Origin of the sequence: Streptomyces sp. NPDC021562, assembly GCF_040640875.1 — a bacterium.
In the GTDB taxonomy this organism is placed as follows: Bacteria; Actinomycetota; Actinomycetes; order Streptomycetales; family Streptomycetaceae; genus Streptomyces.
This window is the reverse complement of record NZ_JBFACN010000032.1, coordinates 61,403-81,218: the sequence shown is the minus strand read 5'-3', so window position 1 is coordinate 81,218 and position 19,816 is coordinate 61,403. Positions and strand designations below refer to the sequence as shown.

Sequence of the window (19,816 nt, the reverse complement as noted above, 5' to 3'; positions counted from 1 at the left end):
GGTTGGGGACATGGCACTGCAGATCAGCGCGACCAATCCGGAGCACCCGGCACTCCTGCTGGAACTCCCCTGGGACGTCCCGCTGGAGGAGTGGCCCGAGGAGTACCTCGTGCCGCTCCCCCGCGGCATCTCCCGGCACGTGGTGCGCTACGCCCGCGCGGGCACCGAGGTGATCGCGGTGAAGGAGCTCGCGGAGCGCCCGGCGCTGCGCGAGTACGAGCTGCTGCGCGACCTGGACCGGCTCGCCATCCCGGCGGTCGACCCGCTCGCGGTGATCACCGGCCGCACCGCCCCGGACGGCGAACCGCTGGAGTCGGTGCTGGTCACCCGGCACCTGGGCGGCTCGATGCCGTACCGCTCGATGTTCGAGACGACCATGCGGCCGGCCACCATGCACCGGCTCATGGACGCCCTGGCGGTCCTGCTCGTACGACTGCACCTGGCCGGCTTCGCCTGGGGCGACTGCTCGCTGTCCAACACCCTGTTCCGGCGCGACGCGGGCGCGTACGCGGCGTACCTGGTGGACGCCGAGACCGGCGACCTGCACCCGCAGCTGAGCAACGGACAGCGGGAGTACGACCTCGACCTCGCCCGGGTCAACATCAGCGGGGAGCTGCTCGACCTGGAGGCGTCGGGGGCGCTGCACCCGTCGCTGGACCCGATCGAGTTCGGGTTCGAGATCTGCACCCGGTACGGCGACCTGTGGGGGGAGCTGACCCGGACCTCGGTGTATCCGGCGGGCAAGTACCAGTACATCGAGCGCCGGATCAGGCGGCTCAACGAACTCGGGTTCGACGTCGCCGAGATGCAGATCGAGCACTCCTCCAACGGCGACAGCGTCACCTTCGTGCCGAAGGTCGTCGACGCGGGCCACCACCAGCGCCAGCTGCTGCGGCTCACCGGGCTGGACGCCGAGGAGAACCAGGCGCGGCGGCTGCTGAACGACCTGGAGAGCTGGATGGCCACCCAGGACGACTACGCCCCGGGCGACCCCCTCGCCGCCCGCCCCGAGGTCCTGGCCCACCGGTGGGTGCGGGACGTCTTCCGCCCCACCGTGCGGGCCGTGCCGCTGGAGCTGCGCGGCTCCATGGACCCCGCCGAGATCTACCACGAGCTGCTGGAGCACCGCTGGTACCTGTCCGAGCGGGCCCAGCACGACATAGGCCTGGACGTCGCGGTCGAGGACTACATCCAGAACGTGCTGCCCAAGGCCCGGGAGACGCTGGAGCCGGTCACCCCGGAGTGAACCCACGAGCGGGCCCCGGGTGAGCGGCCGGGCAGGTCAGTCGTGCGGCACGACGGCCACCGGGCAGTCGGCGTGGTGCAGCACCCCGTGCGCGACCGAGCCGATGCGGGCGCCGACCGCCGTCCGGTGGGCGCGCCGGCCCACGACCATCAGCTGGGCACGTCCGGCCACCGACAGCAGCACCTGGCCGGCGCTGCCCATCTCCACGTGCTCGGCGACCGGCACCGCCGGGTACCGCTCCCGCAGCGGCCGCACGGCCTCGGCCAGCGCCTTCAGCTCGTACGGTTCCAGGCCCCCGGCCTCGTCCAGCAGCTTCATCGAACCCGGGCTGTAGGCGAAGACGGGCGGCAGGGTCCAGGCCCGGACCACCCGGACCGCCGCCCCGCGGGCCGCCGCCGTCCCGAAGGCGAACTCCAGCACCGCCGCGCTGTCCTCGGGCCCGCCCTGCTGACCCACGACCACCTCCCGGCCGGCGGCCTCCGCGGTGGGCCGGTCCCCGGCGCGGACCAGGACGACCGGACGGGCCGCCTCGGCGATCACCTGCTGGCCGACGGACCCCAGCAGGAACCCGACGACCGGCCCGTGCCCGCGCGAGCCCAGCGCCAGCAGCTCGGCCGCGGCGGCCGCGGCCACGAGCACCTCCACCGGGGCGCCCTCCACGACGTCGACGCTCACCGTGAGGTCCGGATACCGTCCGGTGACGGCCCGCACCGACTCGCCCACGCCCTCGGACACCCATCCGCGCTGGGCGTCCCGGTCACCGCCGAGCGCCTCGTGCTCCTCGTACCGCCAGGCGTGCACCACCCGCAGCGGCAGCCCCCGCCGGACCGCCTCCCGGGCGGCCCAGTCCAGAGCCGCGAGACTCTCCTCCGTACCGTCGACCCCTGCCGTGATCGGGCGTGTCATGCACCGGCCTCCTCGTCGGTTCCACGTGTGCGTGATCAGTGTTCCGCACGGACGGATGCCCGTTGTGCACGGAAGTACAAGAGCGCGGACCGCCGTTGTACGGACTCCGAGGTTGGCGTGTTCACGGCGATACTGCCCGGGGTGTCGGCGCCCATACTTCGGTCTGGACCAGCCGGGCGGGCCCGGTTGGTCGGCACACGGCAGCGGCGCGGCGGCCCAGCCGTCGTGCCCACGAATCCCCGTCGTGCCCACGAATCCTTGGAGGAACCTCTCACATGCATGGATTACGAGTGGCCGGACGTCTGAGAACGCTGGCCTGCGCCTTGGCCGCGGGCGCCTTGATGACCGTCGGACTGTCCGGCACTGCGGCGTACGCGTCGGAGGCGGCCCCGCTCGGCGCCGCTCCGCAGCTCGGCGTCCAGTTCAACGCCGACGGCGACGCGGGCCAGTGCGGCGGGACGACCGGGGAGCAGTGGGCTGCCTCGCCGGACTGGACGCAGGCCATCCGCTTCGACACCGACAACCGTTCCGGCGGCTGCCAGCTGGCCTTCGGCGTCTACGACCCGGACGGCGCCCTCGCCGGCTCCTCCATCAGCTACTCGCTCCAGCCCAGCAGCGGCGGTGACGCGGGTCAGTGCGGAAACTACCAGGGCACCTACGCGGTGCCGATCCTGCCGATCCCGGTGTTCGGGCAGGCCGTCAGGGTCGACACCGACAGCCGGCCGGGCTGGTGCAACCTCACCTTCACCGTGACCGGCAGAATCGTCCTCGACGTCCAGTTCTACCCGGACGGCGACGCGGGCCAGTGCCCGGACGCTCTGCCCGCGGGCCAGTACCGCTCGGCCTTCGCCGGCACTCCGGTCACGGCAAAGATCGACACCGACGGCCGATCCGGCGGCTGCCAGTTCCTGCTGCGCCTGCGGCACTTCTAGCATCCCGGCGCGCAGGTGCCGGGCCGCATGCCCCTGTCGCGGTCCGGCACCTGCCCCGACGCGTGACCGGTACCGCGCTACGGATGGAGGGTGCCGTCGTCGAGGCCGTCCAGCACGGCGGGCAGGCCCTTGGTGAGCATCTTGGTGCGGACGGCGCCGAGGAATTTGGCCATGAAGAATCCTCCGGTCCCGGTGAAGCCGGTGTGGTGGTAGGTGAAACGGGTCCCGCCGCCGTGCGGTGCGAGTCGGTAGGCGACCTCCGTCACCTCGCCACCGCCCTCGTCCTGCCAGGAGTAGCGCAGCAGCGAGGGCTCCCGTGCCTCCAGCACCTCGCACAGCACCACGCCGCTCCATCCCGGCTTCGGCTTCGCGACGAACTTGAACGTGGTGCCGGCCGTGGCCGTGAAGCCCTCCGGGCGGGCGCCGGCGCCGGTGGCCGTCCACAGCGGGATCAGCTCCGGATCGGTCACGGCGCGCCAGACCTTCCACGGCGGGTGCGGGTAGTCGCGGACGATGTGGATGGCACTCATGGCGGGCTCCTCGGTGGGCGTCAGGTGCGGCACAAATTACAGTGAATGAAAATTTCCAGCAACAGAACTTATGCGGCGGCTGGACTACGCTGCGCCCATGAGCATGCGCACGGTGGACTGGACGGCCTTGCGCCGTCGCGACGCGGAACCCGCCGCTGAGGGACTGCGGGAGCGCAAGAAGCGGCTGTTGCGGCGGCAGCTGTCGGACACGGCCACCGAGATGTTCATGGAGCGGGGCTTCGACGCCGTGCGCGTCTCCGAGGTCGCCGAAGCCTGCGGGGTGTCGGAGAAGACCGTCTTCAACCACTTCCCCACCAAGGAGTCCCTCGTCCTGGACCTGGGCGAGGCCACGTTGGGCTCCCTGCGGACCACGCTCGCCGATCCGGAGCTGTCACCGGTCGAGGCCGTGCTGGAGATCCTGTCCGGCGAGCTGGCGGCCATCACGTCCTGGCTGGCCGAACAGGAGGACCTGGCCCAGGCGAAGAACGTGCTGCAGCGCTTCGGCATGCTGATCGGGTCCACCCCCTCCCTGCGGGCCTACCAGCGCGACATGGCTGATCAGCAGGTCGCCGTAGCCGCCGAGGTCCTGGCCCGGCGCAACGGGACGAGCCCGGACGACCCTGAAGCACAGATCGCCGCCACCGCCCTGCTCGCCCTGTGGCCCATCCAGTTCCAGGCGCTCCGCAGGCACCTGAACCACGTCCGAACCCCCGAGCAGTTGCACGACCTCGTGAGCGCCGACGTCCACCGCGCGGCCCGGCTCCTCGACACGGGACTGACCTCGTTCGCCCCCGCCCGGCCCGGCAAGTGACACGGTCGGCCGACCGCCCTCGTCGGTTCCACGGGTGCGTGAGCAGTGTTCCGCACGGACGGACGCCCGTTGTGCACGGAAGTACAAGAGCGCGGGCCGCCGATCGAACATACGATGGGCGGGAACCGGTGCGGTCACCGCGCTCCTCCCGGAGCGGGCGCCGCCCGTGGAACCAACGGCTCGGGGTGGGAGACGTATGGCACAGGCTGCCGACGCGGCACGGACCGTCATCATGACGGTGGACGACGATCCGGGGGTCTCCCGCGCCGTCGCCCGGGATCTGCGGCGCCGCTACGGCGCGTCGTACCGGATCGTGCGCGCGGAGTCCGGGGACTCGGCGCTGGAGGCGTTGCGGGAGCTGAAGCTGCGCGGCGACCTGGTGGCGGTGATCCTGGCCGACTACCGGATGCCCCAGATGAACGGCATCGAGTTCCTGGAGCAGGCCCTGGACGTGTACCCGGGCGCGCGGCGGGTGCTGCTGACCGCGTACGCGGACACCAACGCGGCGATCGACGCGATCAACGTGGTGGATCTGGACCACTACCTGCTCAAGCCCTGGGACCCGCCGGAGGAGAAGCTCTACCCCGTCCTCGACGACCTCCTGGACGCCTGGCGGGCCAGCGACTACAGGCCGGTGCCGGCCACCAAGGTCGTCGGGCACCGCTGGTCGGCGCGGTCCTCGGACGTGCGGGAGTTCCTGGCCCGCAACCAGGTGCCGTACCGCTGGTACTCGGTCGAGGAGCCGGAGGGGCAGCGGCTGCTGGCGGCCGCCGAGGCCGACGGGCAGCGGCTGCCGCTGGTGATCACACCGGACGGCACACCCCTGATCGAGCCGGAGGCACCCGAGCTGGCCGCGAAGGTGGGTCTGGCGACCACGCCCACGGCGGACTTCTACGACCTGGTGGTGATCGGCGGTGGGCCGGCCGGGCTGGGCGCGGCGGTCTACGGGGCGTCGGAGGGGCTGCGGACGGTGCTCGTGGAGCGCGCGGCGACCGGCGGGCAGGCCGGGCAGAGCTCCCGGATCGAGAACTACCTCGGCTTCCCGGACGGGGTGTCGGGCGCCCAGCTCACCGACCGGGCCCGGCGGCAGGCCGCCAAGTTCGGCGCGGAGGTGCTGACCGCGCGCGAGGTCACCGCGCTGGAGGTCAACGGGGCCGCGCGGGTGGTGCGGTTCTCGGACGGGTCGGCGATCGCGGCGCACAGTGTGATCCTGGCGACGGGTGTGCAGTACCGGCAGCTGGAGGCGGCGGGCTGCGTCGACCTGACCGGTTGCGGGGTGTTCTACGGCTCCGCGCTCACCGAGGCCGCCTCCTGCCAGGGGCAGGACGTCTACATCGTCGGCGGGGCCAACTCGGCGGGGCAGGCCGCGATGTACCTGTCCAGGTTCGCCAAGTCGGTGACGCTGCTGGTGCGCGGCGCCGACCTGTCCGCCTCGATGTCCTACTACCTGATCCAGCAGATCGAGGAAGCGCCGAACATCTCGGTCCGCAGCCACACGGTGGTCGACGCCGCGCACGGCGCCGAACGGCTGGAGCGGCTGACCTTGCGTCAGGTGCACACCGGCGAGTGCGAACAGGTCGACGCCCAGTGGATGTTCGTGTTCATCGGGGCGGCGCCGCTGACCGACTGGCTCGGTGACACGGTGCTGCGTGACGGGCGCGGGTTCATCCTCGCCGGACCGGACCTGACCGTCGACGGGACGCCGCCCGCCGGCTGGGAGCTGGCCCGGCCGCCGTACCACCTGGAGACCAGCATTCCCGGCGTGTTCGTGGCGGGCGACGCACGCGCCGAGTCCGCCAAGCGTGTCGCGTCCGCCGTCGGAGAGGGAGCCATGGCCGTGATGCTCGTCCACCGGTACCTGGAGCAGTCATGAGCGGGCAGGTGATGCCGTGCAGCCCGAAGGAGATCGGGGCGCTGTTCCTGTTCGAGAAGCTGGAGCCGGAACAGCTGGGGCGGCTGTGCGCGGCCGGCCGGGTGGAGCTGTTCCAGCCGGGTCCCGTCTACACCGAGGGCGAACCGGCGACCTGCTTCTACGTGATGCTCGAGGGCACGGTGGTGCTCTCCCGGCGGGTCGCGGGTGACGACGTCGAGGTCACCCGGACCTCGCAGACCGGGGTGTACGCGGGGGCCATGCAGGCGTACCTCGGGGACCGGGTGCGGCAGGTGTACAACAACTCGATGCGGGTGACCGAGCCGACGCGGTTCTTCGTGCTGCCCGCGGACACGTTCTCGGACATCATGCAGGACTGGTTCCCGATGGCCGTCCACCTGCTGGAAGGGCTGTTCTGGGGGTCGAAGAGCACCCAGGCAGCGATCGGGCAGCGGGAACGGCTGCTGGCGCTCGGCTCGTTGTCGGCGGGGCTCACGCACGAGCTCAACAACCCGGCCGCGGCGGCCGTGCGGGCCACGTCCACGCTGCGCGAGCGGGTGGCGAAGATGCGGCACAAGCTGGCGGTGATCGCCGAAGGCCCGTTCTCCCGGGAGCAGTTGGCCGGTCTGATCGAGCTCCAGGAACGCACCGCAGAACGGGTCGCCAAGGCTCCGGCGCTCAGTCCGCTGGAGGCCTCGGACCGCGAGGACGTGCTCTCCGACTGGCTCGACGACCACGGCATGGACAACGGCTGGCAGCTCGCGCCGACCTTCGTGCAGGCGGGGCTCGACGTCGACTGGCTGGAGCAGGTGGCCGCCGCCGTCGACGACGAGATCCTCCCCAACGCGGTGGGCTGGCTCAACTACACCATCGAGACCGAGCTGTTGATGAACGAGATCGACGACTCCACGTCCCGCATCTCGCATCTCGTCGACGCGGCCAAGCAGTACAGCCAGCTGGACCGGGCACCGTTCCGGGAGGTGGACGTCCACGAACTCCTCGACAGCACCCTGATGATGCTGTCCGGGAAGATCGGGCAGGACATCCGGGTGGTCAAGGAGTACGACCAGACGCTCCCGCCCGTCCCCGCCTACCCGGCCGAACTCAACCAGGTGTGGACCAACCTCATCGACAACGCCGTCTGTGCGATGCAGGACGGCGACGGCGCCGGGCACGGCACGCTGACCGTGCGGACCGCGCGGGACCACGAGCAGGTGCTGGTGGAGTTCGCGGACACCGGGAGCGGTATCGCACCGGAGATCAAGGACCGGATCTTCGATCCGTTCTTCACGACGAAGCCGGTGGGCCAGGGCACCGGACTCGGCCTGGACATCTCCTGGCGGATCGTCGTGAACAAGCACCACGGCAGCATGCGGGTGGAGTCGGTGCCCGGGGACACCCGCTTCCAGGTACTGCTCCCGCTGACCGCCGAAACACCCGCGGCTGCCGAGGCACCCGATTCAACCGAGGAGACCGTATGAGCGGCGACACCGCGATCGACCCGGAGGTGCCGCCGAGCGGTGCCGGGTGTGTGGAGTGCGACAAGGCGGGCGGCTGGTGGTTCCACCTGCGGCGGTGCGCGCGGTGCGGGCACATCGGCTGCTGCGACGACTCCCCGTCGAAGCACGCGACCGCGCACTTCCATGAGACCGGACACCCCTTGATCCGCAGCTACGAACCGGGCGAGGACTGGTTCTGGAACTTCGAGACGAACGAACTGTACGAGTCGGGGCCGGAACTGGCGCCGCCGGTGAGCCACCCCGCGGACCAGTCCGTACCGGGCCCGGCGGACCGGGTACCGGCGGACTGGGCCCGCACGCTGCGTGGCTGAGCGTCCCGTCAGCGGTCGCAGTCGAGGCTCGCCAGGTCGACGGCGTCGGCCATGGCCTGCATTCCCTTGTCGTTGGGGTGGATGTGGTCGCCGCTGTCGAGGAACGGCAGCATCCGCGCCCGGTCGTAGGGGCTGCGCAGGATGCGGTCGAAGTCGGTGACCGCGTCGAACTCCCCGCTGGTGCGGATGTACCGGTTGACCTCCTGACGGACGGCCTCTCCGGCCTGGTCCCACTCCGGCCAGCCCTCGAAGGGGCCGACGGTGGAGGCGACCACGCACGTGCCGGCGGCGTGCGCCCGCCGGACGATCTCGCGGTAACCGGCGATCAGGCCGGCCGCGGTGACCCCGGTGTGGGCCTTGAGGTCGTTGACCCCTTCGAAGAGGAAGACGGTACGGACCCCGGGCTGGCTCAGGACGTCGCGGTCCAGCCGGTGCAGGGCGGCCTGCCCGGCGCCGTCCGCGAGTACCTGGTTACCGGAGATCCCCTCGTCGGCGACGCCCTTGACCCCGGTGTGCGCCTTCTGGAGCCGGCGGGCGAGGTAGTCGGGCCAGCGGCGGTTCAGGTCGGTGGTGGACGCCCAGCCGTCGGTGATGGAGTCGCCGAGCGCCACCACGGCTCCGGTGGCCGGGTCCGGCGGCCGTACCGAGATCGAGTCCAGGTACCACCAGGAGCCGGTGGTCGCGGTCCAGTGGGCGGCGCCCACCTCGGCGGTGTGGTCGCCCTGGGCGGTGTAGGAGGTCTGCAGGGCCATCCCGTGGCCGGTGGCGGGTCCGGCCGCGTCCGGGCTGTGCAGGCTGACGACGAGGTTGCTGCCGGCCGGCAGGCTGCCGGGCAGCGGGTCGCTCCAGGCGGTGGCGCCGGCCGGTACAGTGACCGTGCGGGCGCCGTCGAAGGTGAGCCGCTTGTTGCTGCCCGGCTTGAGGGCGGCGCCCTGACGCTGCAGACCGGCGTAGACGCTGTCCAGGGTCAGCGGCCGGTCGCCGAAGACGTTGGACAGCCGTACCCGCAGGCCGGTGCCGGCCGCGCTGGTGTGCACGACCAGCCGGTAGCCGCGGTCGGCGGTGCCCTCCCCCATCCGGTCGGCGGCGGCGCCCCAGGTGACGACGGAGTGCCGGGCGGCGGCCGGCTGCCCGGGGGGCGCCGCGGGCGCCCCCCGGGCAGGGCCGGTCCCGCAGGCGACCGCGGTCAGCAGGACGGCGGCGAGGCGGACCATCCGCGGGAACCGGCCGGTCACCGCGCCAGGTCCTTCAGCGTGACCGACTGGCCGGGCCGCAGGGTGACCGTGCGTGCGGTGCCGCGGTAGGCGACCGTGGTGGTACGGCCGCCGACGCTGCGGACGCGGACCTCGGTCGGCTCGCCGTCGCGCCAGCTGAGGTCGACGGTGAAGCCGCCGCGGGCGCCCGCCCCGGTGACCGAACCGGAGGCGGCCCAGGCGTCGGGCAGGGCGGGCAGCAGCTCCAGATGGCCGGGCCGGGAGTACAGCAGCATCTCCAGCATCGCGGCCGGCGTGCCGAAGTTGGCGTCGATCTGGAAGATGCCGCGGCCCTGCTGGACCTCGTAGATGTCGAAGAGGTTGGGTGAGGTGCCGTTGCTGCCGTCGCCGGACGGGCGGAGGTTGCGGACGACGAGCCGGTAGGCCTTGTCGGCGTCCTTGAGTCGGGCCCAGCACAGGGCGCGCCAGGCGTTGGCCCAGCCGAAGCTGTCCATGCCGCGCGCGGTGAGCAGGGCGGTGGCGCCCTTGACGATGTCCTGGGGGGTGGAGCCGTCGGGGCGGATCCGGTCGCCGGGGAAGAGGTTGATCAGCGGCGAGAGGTGGCGGTGGGTGGTCTCGCCCAGGTTGTCCGGGGACATCCACTCCTCCAGCCAGCCGGTCGTGGGGCTCACCACCGGCAGGTAGAGGCGGTCCCGGAGCGTGCCGATGGTGCCCGCGTATCCAGCATCCCTCCCCAGCTCGGCGGCCGCAGTGCGGAAGTTCCCGAACAGGGTCCAGACCAGTTCCTGGGCGTAGGTGATGCCCTTGGCGTCCAGCGGGCCCTGTTCCGGGGACCAGTCGCTGTCCGCGATCAGCACCTCCCTCCCGTCGTCCAGGGTGGTGGTGAGCAGCCGTGCCTCCCAGAACTCGGCGGCGCCCTTGAGGAGGGGGTAGATCTTCTCCAGGTGGGCGCGGGACCGGGTGAACTCGTAGTGCTCCCACAGGCTCTGGCACAGCCAGGCGTTGCCCGCCGGGTGCCACCACCAGCCGCCTCCGCCGAAGGGGTTGGTGGAGATGGCGACGGTCCAGCCGGCGACCTCGCCGCGGGAGTTGCGGTAGCGGTTGCGGGGGTCCTGGAAGAGCCGCCGGGTGGTGTCCGTCCAGGACGGGAGCTGGTCGACGCAGTAGTCCGTGAAGGCGTCGAAGCACGGGGACAGGCCCAGCCGGTCGGCCATCCAGTAGTTCATCTGGAGGTTGATGTCGGTGTGGTAGTCGCCCATCCAGTCGGGGTCGTTGCCGTCCAGCCACAGCCCCTGGAGGCCCATCGGCAGACTGTCACGGGATCCGGCGATCATCAGGTACCGGCCGAACTGGGCATAGGCGGACTCCAGTTCGGGGTCCGGGTCGCCGGTGTCGGCGCGGGCCTCCAGGCGCGCCCAGGTGTCCAGTTCCCGCTGCTGCGCGGTCGACCTGCCGAGCGACAGGCCGAACCGGCCGAACAGGGCCCGGTGGTCGGCGGCGTGGGTGCGCAGCAGCGAGTCGGCCGAGTGCCGGGCGGCGGCCGTGACCTTGGCACGGGCGAGCGCCCGCGGTTCGACGGAGGGGTCGCGGTAACCGGCGGCGGCGTTCGGCGCGTAGTCGGTGCCGCCGCCGAGTACGACGGTCAGCTCCCGGCAGTCGGTGAAGACGATGTGCGCCCCCTTCACCCGCACGCTGCCGCCGGCGCCGTACGCCTTGACGGCGGCGCCGTACGTGAGCCCGTTGGCGAAGGACCCGGCGAACGACTCGGCCGTGCCGCCGGTCTCGCCGTGGGTGCCCTCCAGGGTGATGGTGCCGGTGTAGCGGCCGCCGCCGTCCTGGCCGAGGTGCAGCACGATCACGTCGTCGGGACGGCTGGCGAACACCTGCCGCCGGTACGTCACGCCGGAGCGGACATACGAGGCGGAGACCACGCCGTTGTCGAGGTCGAGGGCGCGGCGGTAGTCGGAGACGGCGCCCAGGTCGTGGTCCGGGATCTCGACGGTGAGCCTGGCGAGCAGGGTGAGCGAGCCGAAGTCGGCTCGGCCGTAGGGGAACTGGCCGTCGGAGTCGAGGGTGTCGTTGAGTCCGCCGGTCCACAGGGTGGCGTCGGTGATCAGGAGCAGCTCACGGCCGGGGTCGTTGCCCGCGAGGGCTCCGAGCCGCCCGTTGCCGACGGGCAGCCCCTGCGTGATCATCGACCCGGCGTCGGCGGGCGCCTGCCACCAGAGGTGGTGGCGGGGGGTGACGAGCGGTTCGGCGGAGCGCTTCGGGGCGGCGGAGGCGGCGAAGGCGGGCAGTCCGGCGAGGGCGCCGGTGGCCGCGGCGAGAGCGAGGAGCTGTCGTCTGCTGGGGTGGTTGTCCATGGGGTTCCAATCAACGTCCGTGAGGAAGGCGCCCCTTGGGGGGCGGGGAGCTGCGGGACCGGCCCCCACCGGCCCGCGGCTCCCCCACACAACGCACTACCGAGGCGACTTGGGCACGTCGATCCGATCGACATCCGGCGCGTACCCCGAGCCGCTGTCGAAGCTGATCGTGTTGGCACCGGCCTTCAGGGTCACCGGGACGCTCACACTCGAAACCGTCCCCCAGTCCCCGGTCGAGGGGAACTTGTGCGCGGTCCCGCTCCCTGCGTTCGCCGCGATCGTGGCCGACCGCGAGTCACCGCTGACGTACGCGACCTTCACCAGGTAGGTGCCGGCCTTGTCGACGACGACGTCGTTGAAGGTCAGCTTGCCGCCCTGGTAGAGGTTCCCCACCTTCTGCTGCCCGGAGCACGCGTCGCACCCGGCGACCGAGGCGTTGCCGCTCAGGGTGTTGCCGCTCGCCTCGGCCTCGTATCCGGTGGATGCCAGGACACTGCCCTTCGGCGTCACGGTGAACAGCCGCGAGCCGTGCGCCGGCAACGCCTCGGTGATCTTGTTCTGGAAGCTGCCCAGGTTCTCGTGGTTCCACAGGTCCCGCACCGACGCCCTGCCGCTGAAGCCCAGTGCCGTCCAGTCGGCCGTGACCGCGGAGGGCGAGTCCGCGAGGTTGAACAGCGCGACCGTGTACGTGCCGTCGGCGTTCTTCGCGGCCCAGACCTGCTGCGGGTCGGAGGGGGTGACCGGCCGGGCCGGCGGGTTGTCGCTCTGGTCGACGCCGATCACCTCGCGGTTGGTGAGCAACGAGACCCCGTAGTCGTCGAGCCTGGTGAGGTCGTCGCCGGTGAACAGCGGCGACTTGGCGACGGCCCACAGCGTGGCGTAGCTCTGCCGTTCGGCCTTGGTGAGGCCGTCCATCGCGCCGTTGCCGACGTCCAGGGAGTCGAGGTCGTTCCAGCCGCCGGGGCCCGCCTCGCCGGTCCAGGCCGGGGTGTCGTCCCAGCGGTCGTCGACGGAGTTCTCCCAGGTGACGAGGGTGTTGCAGTAGCACTCGACGTCGGTGTCGATGCGCCAGCCGTTGGTGTACTTCCGCCAGTCGGCGGCGTGCCCGTAGTCCAGGGACCAGGAGACCTCCAGGTGGATCGGGCGGCCGGTGCCGGCGATCGCCCGGTGCCAGGCGGCGACGTCGGCGACGTTGTCGTACTGGTCACCGCTCTTGCCGGAGCCGGGGCCCACACCGTCGAGCTTGAGGAAGTCGTAGCCCCAGCCGGCGATCAACTGGGCCTGGGAGTCTATGTACTTCTGCGCGCACGGCCTACTGAAGTCGATCTTGTACGAGCTGTCCCAGCCGTTGGTGGTGCGCAGGTCCGGGTAGACGATGTCTGCGGTGGTGCAGCCCTCTGCGTTCCAGACGGGGGTCTTGCCGTCGCCGTACGCGCCCTTCTCCAGGCCGGCCGGGAGGTAGATGCCGGCCTTGAGGCCCTTGGCGTGGATGTGGTCGGCGACGGCCTTCATCCCGCTGGGGAAGCGGGCCGGGTCGGCCTGCTGGCGGCCGTACCGGTCGTAGCCCTCCTTCCAGTTCCAGTCCATCCACCAGCCGGCGTCGATGTTGACGTGGTCGTAGCCGTACTTCTTCAGCTTGTTCGCGAGGGCGTCGGTCTGCTTGAGGACGTTCGCCTCGGTCAGGTAGCTGTAGTCGCCGTTGTCGTTGAGACCCGGGTACTTGGACGACTGCATGCTCCAACTCGACCAGCCCATGTAGGGCTTGGCGGCGATCGGGGCGGGGGTTCGGGCCTCGGCGGCGGGCGCCGCGGACGCCAGGGCCGCGGTCAGCGCCAGGACGAGGACGGTTCTCAGCCCGCGTGCGGGCAGGACGGAGCGTGAAGGTGACCGCATGGGTCCTCCTGGGTTCGGGGTACCGGGCGGCTCAGCCCTTGCCCGGGGTGGTGGGAGAAGAGGTGATGAAGGACTGGATCGCGGCGGCCGCGGCCCCGCGGGCCCACTCCTCGAAAGCGAGTGGGCGGGTCTGTACGTCGCACCGTGCGGCGGAGCCGAAGGCGGCCGCGGTGAACGAGTCGAGGATCTGCTCGGCGAAGAGGTCGTAGGCGGCGAGGCCCTCGCCGGAGATGATCACGCGTTCGGGACCGAAGAGGTTGGCCACGGTCGCGATGCCCCGGCCGATCGCCTCACCCGCCGTGGAGAACACCTCCCGGGCTCCGGGTACCCCCGCGTGGGCGAGGGCCGCCGCCTCGGCGGAGTCGGCGACCCGGCGGCCCGTCGCCTCCCGCATGCGGCTGACGATCGCCGCGTCCCCGGCGATCGCCTCCACGCAGCCGCGGTTGCCGCAGTGACAGAGCGGCCCGGCCGGATCGATGGCCACGTGCCCGATCTCCCCCGCCACCCCGTGGGCGCCCGCGACCACCCGGCCGTGGACCACAAGACCGCAGCCGATGCCGGCGCCGACGGTGACCACGGCGAAGTCCGAGAGCCCGACACCGGCGCCGAACCACTGCTCGGCGACGGTCAGGGCGCGTACGTCGTTGTCCACGACGACCGGCAACCCGGTGGTCATCGCGGCGAGTTCGGCCAGCGGGACCTCGCGCCAGTCGAGGAAGGGCGAGTAGCGCACGACCCCTTCGGCGCGGTCCACGTCGCCGGAGACCGCGATGCCCAGGCCGAGGACGGGGGCGCCGAAGCCGGCTGCCTCGGTGCGCAGTTCGTGGGTCAGTTCGGCGACGGAGGTCAGCACGGCCTTGGCGGCGCGGTCGGTGACGGGCAGCCGGCGGGCCAGCCGGATCCGGCAGCACAGGTCGGTGAGGACCGCGATCACCTCGTCCCCGGTCACCTTGACGCCGATGAACAGCGCGCGTCCGCCGTCGACCCGTACCAGGTTGGCGGGGCGACCGAGGGCGGGCCGGGCCTCGTCGTCGGCGTCCTCCGCCAGGTAACCGGCCGCCAGCAGCGGCCGGACGGCCTTCGTCACGGCCGCCGCCGACAGCCCGGCCCGGCGGGCCGCCTCCAGCCTGGTGAGCGGGCCGTGGGCGAGGACCGTGGTGAAGATCTGGGCGGCGGCCGGCGTGTGGGCCGGGAACGTCTCGGCGCGGGTGGTGGAGCGCATGGCCGGGAACCTAGGGGGGTTATTTTCCGCTGTCAATAAAAGAAACAGGAATCACCTGAAGGTTGACTGTGAGGCTCCGGTGGCCTTCAAATGGCGGGTGGCCAAGGTGCGTTGGCGTGCGTTCCACGCATGGGCGGGTTGCTCCACGCTGCCGGCGCCGCCGGACGTCGAGGGGGCCGGCCGGACCCCGGGCCGCAATCCTTTCGGTTGAGCCATGTCCACATTGAGCGCATTTCGTCACTTTTTCTGCTTTTCGTGGCAATACTGTGCGAGGCCGTATCGCACAGTGATCGCGGGATGACCAACTGTGCGCCGGCTGTGGAGATGTGACAACCCAGCACGGAGAGGAGCAGGTCCGGATGGTCTCGGCAATGGTCAGCAGAAGCGCGGTGCTCGGAGCGGTGGCACTGTCACTGCTCGCGGTACCGGCCCAGGCGGCGCCGCTGAAGGCGCGGGCTCACCCACGGACGGCGGACGCCCTGCCGGCGCCGGACACCGCGGGACTGGCCGCGACGCTGCGCTCGGTCGTGGCGAAGGGGGCGCCCGGCGCGATGGCCCGGATCGACGAGGGCGCGAAGGTCTACCGGACGACGCAGGGCGTCGCCGACCGCATGAGCCGGCGGGCCATCACCACCGCGGACCGCTTCCGCGTCGGCAGTGTCACCAAGACGTTCTCGGCGGTCGTCCTGCTGCAACTGGTGGACGAGCACCGGCTCGCCCTGGACGCGCCGGTCAACCGCTATCTGCCGGGCCTGCTCCCGGACGACCGCATCACCGTGCGCCACGTGCTCAGCCACCGCAGCGGCCTGTACGACTACACCAACGACATGTTCGCCAGCAGCGTGTCCGGCTTCGAAGCGGTCCGGAACAAGGTCTTCACCTACCGCCAGCTGCTGGACCTCTCCCTGCGCAAGCCGCGCACCAACGCGCCGGGGGCCGCCTACTCGTACTCCAACACCAACTTCGTGGTCGCCGGCATGCTCATCGAGAAGCTCACCGGGCACAGCGTGAAGGCCGAGTACGAGAACCGCATCGTCAAGCCGCTGGGCCTGACCGGCACCTTCTACGTCCACCCGGACACGAGGATCCCCGGACAGCACGCCAACGGCTACCTCACCGCGGACCGGGCGGGCGCGCAGCCCGTCGACGCGACCGAGCAGACGGTGTCCTGGGCCCAGAGCGCGGGCGCCATCATCTCCACCACCCGCGACCTCAACACCTTCTACTCGGCGCTGGCCGGCGGAAAGCTCACCTCGGCCGCCCGGCTGGCGGACATGGAGCGCTTCACCCGCGTCAACTCCAACACCTCCTACGGCCTCGGGCTGCGCCGCCGCGACCTGTCCTGCGGGATCTCGGTGTACGGCCACACGGGCGCCGTGCAGGGCTACTACACGTACGCCTTCACCACCAAGGACGGCAAGCGCAGCCTCACCGCGGTCGCCAACGCCTCCAACAGCTCCGCCGTGCTCAACACGCTCGCGGAGACGCTGGAGCCGGCCTTCTGCGGCAAGCAGCGCTCCGCGCGGCGCGTCCACACGCCGCTGGAGCGGGAGGACGTGGCCCCGGCCGCGCCGCGCGAGCAGTAGCGCCGACGGAGGCGGGGAACCTCGCGCCCGGGCCGGACGTTCAACCGGCGACTCCCCCACCGGGCGCGGTGTTCGGCCCCTGACCTCGTAGAGGCGGCGAGATGAGCGAGCTGGTCCCCGGGGGCAACCTGCCCCTCCCGGGCGGCGCGCTGACGCTCCGGGTGCCCGGCCCCTTCGACGTGTCCGCCCTGATCACCGACGAGAGCGGGAGGGTCGGCGGCGACGCCGACTTCGTCTTCTACAACCAGCCGGACGCGCCCGGCGTCCGGCTGCGCGGCGACACGCTGACCGTCGAGCCGGCCCTGCTGCGGTCCGGTGCCGTGCGGGTCACCGTCACGGTCACCGCCGCCGAGCCCGGCACCCCGCTCGGGGCGCTGCCGGCCGCCACCCTGGACGTCACCGACCGCCTCGGGCGCCCGGTGGCCCGCTTCGCCCCGCCCCGGCCGCGGGTGGAGACCCTGCTGCTGCTCGCCGAGATATACCGCCGGGGCACCGGCTGGAAGCTGCGCGCGGTCGGCCAGGGGTACGCGGACGGACTGGCGGGGCTGGCCCGGGACTACGGGGTGGACGTCGTCGAGGACCAGCAGCCGCAGCGCCCGGCCGGTTTCCGCACCACCATCCCGCCGCAGCGCACGGCGACCGCGCCGGGCCGCCCCTCGGCCGTCCCCCACCTGGAGCCCGACGGTCCCCTCGGGCTGGTCAACTCCGCCCGCGCCCGGGTCGGCCGACCGCCGGTTGCCCCGGACCCCCGGCTGGTCACGGCGGCCCGCGCCCACGCCACCGCGATGGCCGAGGCCGGCCGGCTGACCACCGAGAGCGGTGACGGCGTCTCCGTGCACCAGCGGATCAGCCGCACGGGCTTCGCCTACGTCACGGTCGGCGAACACCTCGTCTCCGGTCCCCGCACCCCTGCCGAGTTCGTCGACTACTGCCTGGCCACCGAGGACGCCCGGCGCACCCTGCTCGACGCGGCCTTCACCCACGCCGGCCTCGCCCACGTCCGCGGCCCACGGGACGGGGACACCTACTGGACCGCGCTGTGGGCCAGGCCCCTCACCGAGGCCGAGCTGTCCCGCACCCGGACGGAGGTCGTCGACCTCACCAACCGGGAGCGCGCCCGGGCCGGGCTCCGTCCGCTCGCGGAGGATCCGCAGCTGGCGTTCGCCGCCCAGGCGTACAGCACCGACATGGCGACCCGCGACTTCTACTCGCACACCTCCCCCGAGGGCACCCAGCCCTGGGACCGGGCCGCCGCTGCGGGCTCCCGGCGGCGCACCATCGGCGAGAACATCGCCTGCGGCCAGCGTTCCGCCGCCGAGGTGGTGGACGGCTGGATGAACAGCCCCGGACACCGGGCCAACATCCTCAAACCGGAGTTCACCCACATAGGCACCGGCTTCGCCGGCGGCGGCCGGGCGGCCACCTACTGGACCCAGCTGTTCGGTGCCTGAACCGGTACCTTCCCCGATCTTGGCGGAACGCGTTCCTCCGGGACACCATGCCCCGCATGAAGGGTGATCTTTTTTCCACGGAGAACTTGGTCGCGGCGGCCGCCGAGCCGGGCATGACCATCGAGAACGCGAAATGCGTCAAGTACACGGTGAACGGCGAGATGTACGCCCGGCAGGGGGCGATGATCGCGCACCGCGGCAACCTGAGGTTCGAGCGCAAGGGCCAGGGCGTGGGCGGCATGCTCAAGCGCGCCGTCACCGGTGAGGGGCTGCCGCTGATGTCCGTACTGGGCCAGGGCGAGGCCTGGTTCGCGCACGAGGCGCAGAACTGCTTCATCGTCGAGGTGGAGCCCGGTGACCAGTTCACGGTCAACGGCCGCAACGTCCTGTGCTTCGACGCGTCCCTGTCCTACGAGATCAGGACCGTGAAGGGGTCCGGCATAGCGGGCGGCGGCCTGTTCAACAGCGTGTTCTCCGGGTACGGCAGGCTCGGACTGATCTGCGAGGGCAACCCGCTGGTGATCCCCGTCTCACCGCAGTCCCCGGTCTACGTCGACACCGACGCGGTCGTGGGCTGGACCGCGCACCTGGAGACCTCGCTGCACCGCTCGCAGTCCATCGGGTCGATGCTGCGCGGCGGTTCGGGCGAAGCGGTCCAGCTGATGCTCCAGGGCGACGGGTACGTCGTGGTCCGGCCGAGCGAGGCGACCCCGCAGAAGGCCCAGCAGCACTGAGACGGCGGAGACCGTGCGCCCCGCCCCCACGACGGCCCCGGCGGCCTCGCCGGGGGCGGGGCGCCGGGGCCGTCCGGTCCGGGTTGACCAGGGACGTCCGTCCGGGTCAGGGTGCCGGAGGCGCGGACTTCCGCCCCCGCGCCGGAAGGGTGAACCGCCTTGATCGGCATCTCGGACATCGAAGCCGCCGCCCAGCAGATCGCCGGGCACGTCGTGCGCACGCCCACGGTCTCCAGCCCGGGTCTGTCGGAGCTGCTCGGCGCCCCCGTCACGGCCAAGCTGGAACTCCTCCAGCGCACCGGCTCGTTCAAGGCGCGCGGCGCCACGGCGAAGCTGCTGTCCCTGAGCGCGGCCGAGCGGGCGGCCGGCGTGGTCGCCGTCAGTGGCGGCAACCACGGCATCGCGCTGGCGGTGATGGCGGCGGCGCTCCATGTGAAGGCGACCGTGGTCATGCCCCGTACGGCCCCGGCCCGCTCGATCGCGCTGGTCGAGGCGGCCGGGGCGGCGGTGCGGCTGACCGACGGGATGGACTCGGCGTTCGAGCTGGTGAACGTGTTGCGCGACGAAGGGCTCACTCTGGTCCACCCGTTCGACGATCCGGTCGTGATCGCCGGACAGGGCACGCTGGGCCTGGAGTTCGCCGAGGACGCGGACGACCTCACCGACGTGCTCGTCAGCATCGGCGGCGGGGGCCTGATCGCGGGGGTGGCGGTGGCGCTGCGGGCCCGGCGCCCCGGCCTGCGGGTGTGGGGTGTGGAGACGCGGGGCGCACAGGCGATGTCCGAGGCCCTGGCAGCGGGCGGTCCGCTGCCGGTGCACGGGGCTTCGATCGTGACGACGCTCAGCGCGCCGGCCGTGTCCCGGCTGACCTACGAGCATGCGGCGGCGCTGGTGGAGGAGGTCCTGGTGGTCGCGGACCGGGAGGCCGTCCGGGGCAGCCTGGAGTTCGCCGAGCACGCCAAGGTGTGGACCGAGCCGGCCGCCGGGTGTCTGCTGCCGGCCGCACGGCAGGTGCGGGAACGGGTCGGGGACGGGGCGCGGATCGGCCTCGTGGTGTGCGGGGGCAATGTGACGCACCGGGAGATCGCCGCATGGACGGAGCGCTTCGGGCTGGACTGACAAGCGCTTCGCGAGCGGGTTTTTACCGTCGGTTACCCGCAGGTCGAGGCCCCGACATGCACCGTTTTCCCAAAGTCCGCCGCGGGTGCCGCCGGTTGAATAAAAGGC

Annotated in this window: 16 protein-coding genes; 10 read left to right on the top strand and 6 right to left on the bottom strand. The window is 72.0% G+C overall.

Annotated elements, in window-relative coordinates:
- Nucleotides 1–10: 10 nt before the first annotated feature.
- The gene (locus tag AB0G52_RS35140) at nucleotides 11–1,246 is read left to right on the top strand and encodes a DUF4032 domain-containing protein (RefSeq protein WP_361342309.1); all 1,236 of its coding nucleotides are present in this window, start codon (nucleotides 11–13) and stop codon (nucleotides 1,244–1,246) included.
- Nucleotides 1,247–1,282: 36 nt separating this feature from the next.
- Here AB0G52_RS35140 and AB0G52_RS35135 read toward each other — a convergent pair whose 3' ends face one another.
- A complete protein-coding gene (locus tag AB0G52_RS35135) occupies nucleotides 1,283–2,152 on the bottom strand; it encodes a universal stress protein (protein ID WP_132893993.1) in 870 nt (289 codons plus the stop codon).
- Between the two features lie 341 nt (nucleotides 2,153–2,493).
- Between AB0G52_RS35135 and AB0G52_RS35130 the strand changes: the two genes are divergently transcribed.
- The gene (locus AB0G52_RS35130) at nucleotides 2,494–3,084 is read left to right on the top strand and encodes a hypothetical protein (protein WP_361342306.1); all 591 of its coding nucleotides are present in this window, start codon (nucleotides 2,494–2,496) and stop codon (nucleotides 3,082–3,084) included.
- A gap of 77 nt (nucleotides 3,085–3,161) precedes the next feature.
- Here the strand turns inward: AB0G52_RS35130 and AB0G52_RS35125 are convergent, their stop codons facing one another.
- Nucleotides 3,162–3,614 carry an SRPBCC domain-containing protein gene (locus AB0G52_RS35125; protein ID WP_132893997.1) on the bottom strand — a complete coding sequence of 151 codons (453 nt, stop codon included), beginning with the start codon at nucleotides 3,612–3,614 and terminating at the stop codon, nucleotides 3,162–3,164.
- Between the two features lie 97 nt (nucleotides 3,615–3,711).
- Here AB0G52_RS35125 and AB0G52_RS35120 point away from each other — a divergent pair, with 97 nt between their 5' ends.
- The 4 genes from AB0G52_RS35120 to AB0G52_RS35105 all read left to right on the top strand — a co-directional run bounded on the left by AB0G52_RS35120 (nucleotide 3,712) and on the right by AB0G52_RS35105 (nucleotide 8,126).
- Nucleotides 3,712–4,425 (top strand): TetR family transcriptional regulator, encoded by a 714-nt coding sequence (locus AB0G52_RS35120; protein WP_361342303.1) that lies wholly within the window; start codon nucleotides 3,712–3,714, stop codon nucleotides 4,423–4,425.
- Nucleotides 4,426–4,621: 196 nt separating this feature from the next.
- Nucleotides 4,622–6,298, top strand: a complete 1,677-nt coding sequence (locus AB0G52_RS35115; RefSeq protein WP_361342300.1) for an FAD-dependent oxidoreductase — start codon at nucleotides 4,622–4,624, stop codon at nucleotides 6,296–6,298.
- A complete protein-coding gene (locus tag AB0G52_RS35110; RefSeq protein ID WP_361342297.1) occupies nucleotides 6,295–7,776 on the top strand; it encodes an ATP-binding protein in 1,482 nt (493 codons plus the stop codon). The genes AB0G52_RS35115 and AB0G52_RS35110 overlap by 4 nt, the downstream gene beginning before the upstream one ends.
- Entirely contained in the window at nucleotides 7,773–8,126 is a 354-nt protein-coding gene (locus AB0G52_RS35105; RefSeq protein WP_132894002.1) for a UBP-type zinc finger domain-containing protein, read from the top strand. The genes AB0G52_RS35110 and AB0G52_RS35105 overlap by 4 nt, the downstream gene beginning before the upstream one ends.
- An 8-nt stretch (nucleotides 8,127–8,134) precedes the next feature.
- Here the strand turns inward: AB0G52_RS35105 and AB0G52_RS35100 are convergent, their stop codons facing one another.
- The 4 genes from AB0G52_RS35100 to AB0G52_RS35085 all read right to left on the bottom strand — a co-directional run bounded on the left by AB0G52_RS35100 (nucleotide 8,135) and on the right by AB0G52_RS35085 (nucleotide 14,818).
- Nucleotides 8,135–9,340: an SGNH/GDSL hydrolase family protein gene (locus tag AB0G52_RS35100; protein ID WP_361342340.1), complete on the bottom strand. Its 1,206-nt coding sequence runs from the start codon at nucleotides 9,338–9,340 to the stop codon at nucleotides 8,135–8,137.
- 17 nt (nucleotides 9,341–9,357) lie between these two features.
- Complete coding sequence (locus AB0G52_RS35095) at nucleotides 9,358–11,703, bottom strand: glycoside hydrolase N-terminal domain-containing protein (protein WP_361342293.1); 2,346 nt, start codon at nucleotides 11,701–11,703, stop codon at nucleotides 9,358–9,360.
- Nucleotides 11,704–11,799: 96 nt separating this feature from the next.
- The gene (locus AB0G52_RS35090; protein WP_361342290.1) at nucleotides 11,800–13,596 is read right to left on the bottom strand and encodes a CBM35 domain-containing protein; all 1,797 of its coding nucleotides are present in this window, start codon (nucleotides 13,594–13,596) and stop codon (nucleotides 11,800–11,802) included.
- A gap of 31 nt (nucleotides 13,597–13,627) precedes the next feature.
- Nucleotides 13,628–14,818 carry an ROK family transcriptional regulator gene (locus AB0G52_RS35085; RefSeq protein WP_361342287.1) on the bottom strand — a complete coding sequence of 397 codons (1,191 nt, stop codon included), beginning with the start codon at nucleotides 14,816–14,818 and terminating at the stop codon, nucleotides 13,628–13,630.
- A gap of 359 nt (nucleotides 14,819–15,177) precedes the next feature.
- On the opposite strand from AB0G52_RS35085, the gene AB0G52_RS35080 reads away from it, so the two are divergent.
- From AB0G52_RS35080 to AB0G52_RS35065, 4 genes are all read left to right on the top strand, one after another.
- A complete protein-coding gene (locus AB0G52_RS35080) occupies nucleotides 15,178–16,404 on the top strand; it encodes a serine hydrolase domain-containing protein (protein WP_132894009.1) in 1,227 nt (408 codons plus the stop codon).
- Between the two features lie 101 nt (nucleotides 16,405–16,505).
- Entirely contained in the window at nucleotides 16,506–17,855 is a 1,350-nt protein-coding gene (locus AB0G52_RS35075) for a CAP domain-containing protein (protein WP_132894011.1), read from the top strand.
- Between the two features lie 56 nt (nucleotides 17,856–17,911).
- Entirely contained in the window at nucleotides 17,912–18,589 is a 678-nt protein-coding gene (locus AB0G52_RS35070; RefSeq protein ID WP_132894013.1) for an AIM24 family protein, read from the top strand.
- A 159-nt stretch (nucleotides 18,590–18,748) separates the two neighbouring features.
- Nucleotides 18,749–19,708, top strand: coding sequence for a threonine/serine dehydratase (locus tag AB0G52_RS35065; RefSeq protein ID WP_132894015.1), 960 nt, complete (start codon nucleotides 18,749–18,751; stop codon nucleotides 19,706–19,708).
- Nucleotides 19,709–19,816: the final 108 nt, after the last annotated feature.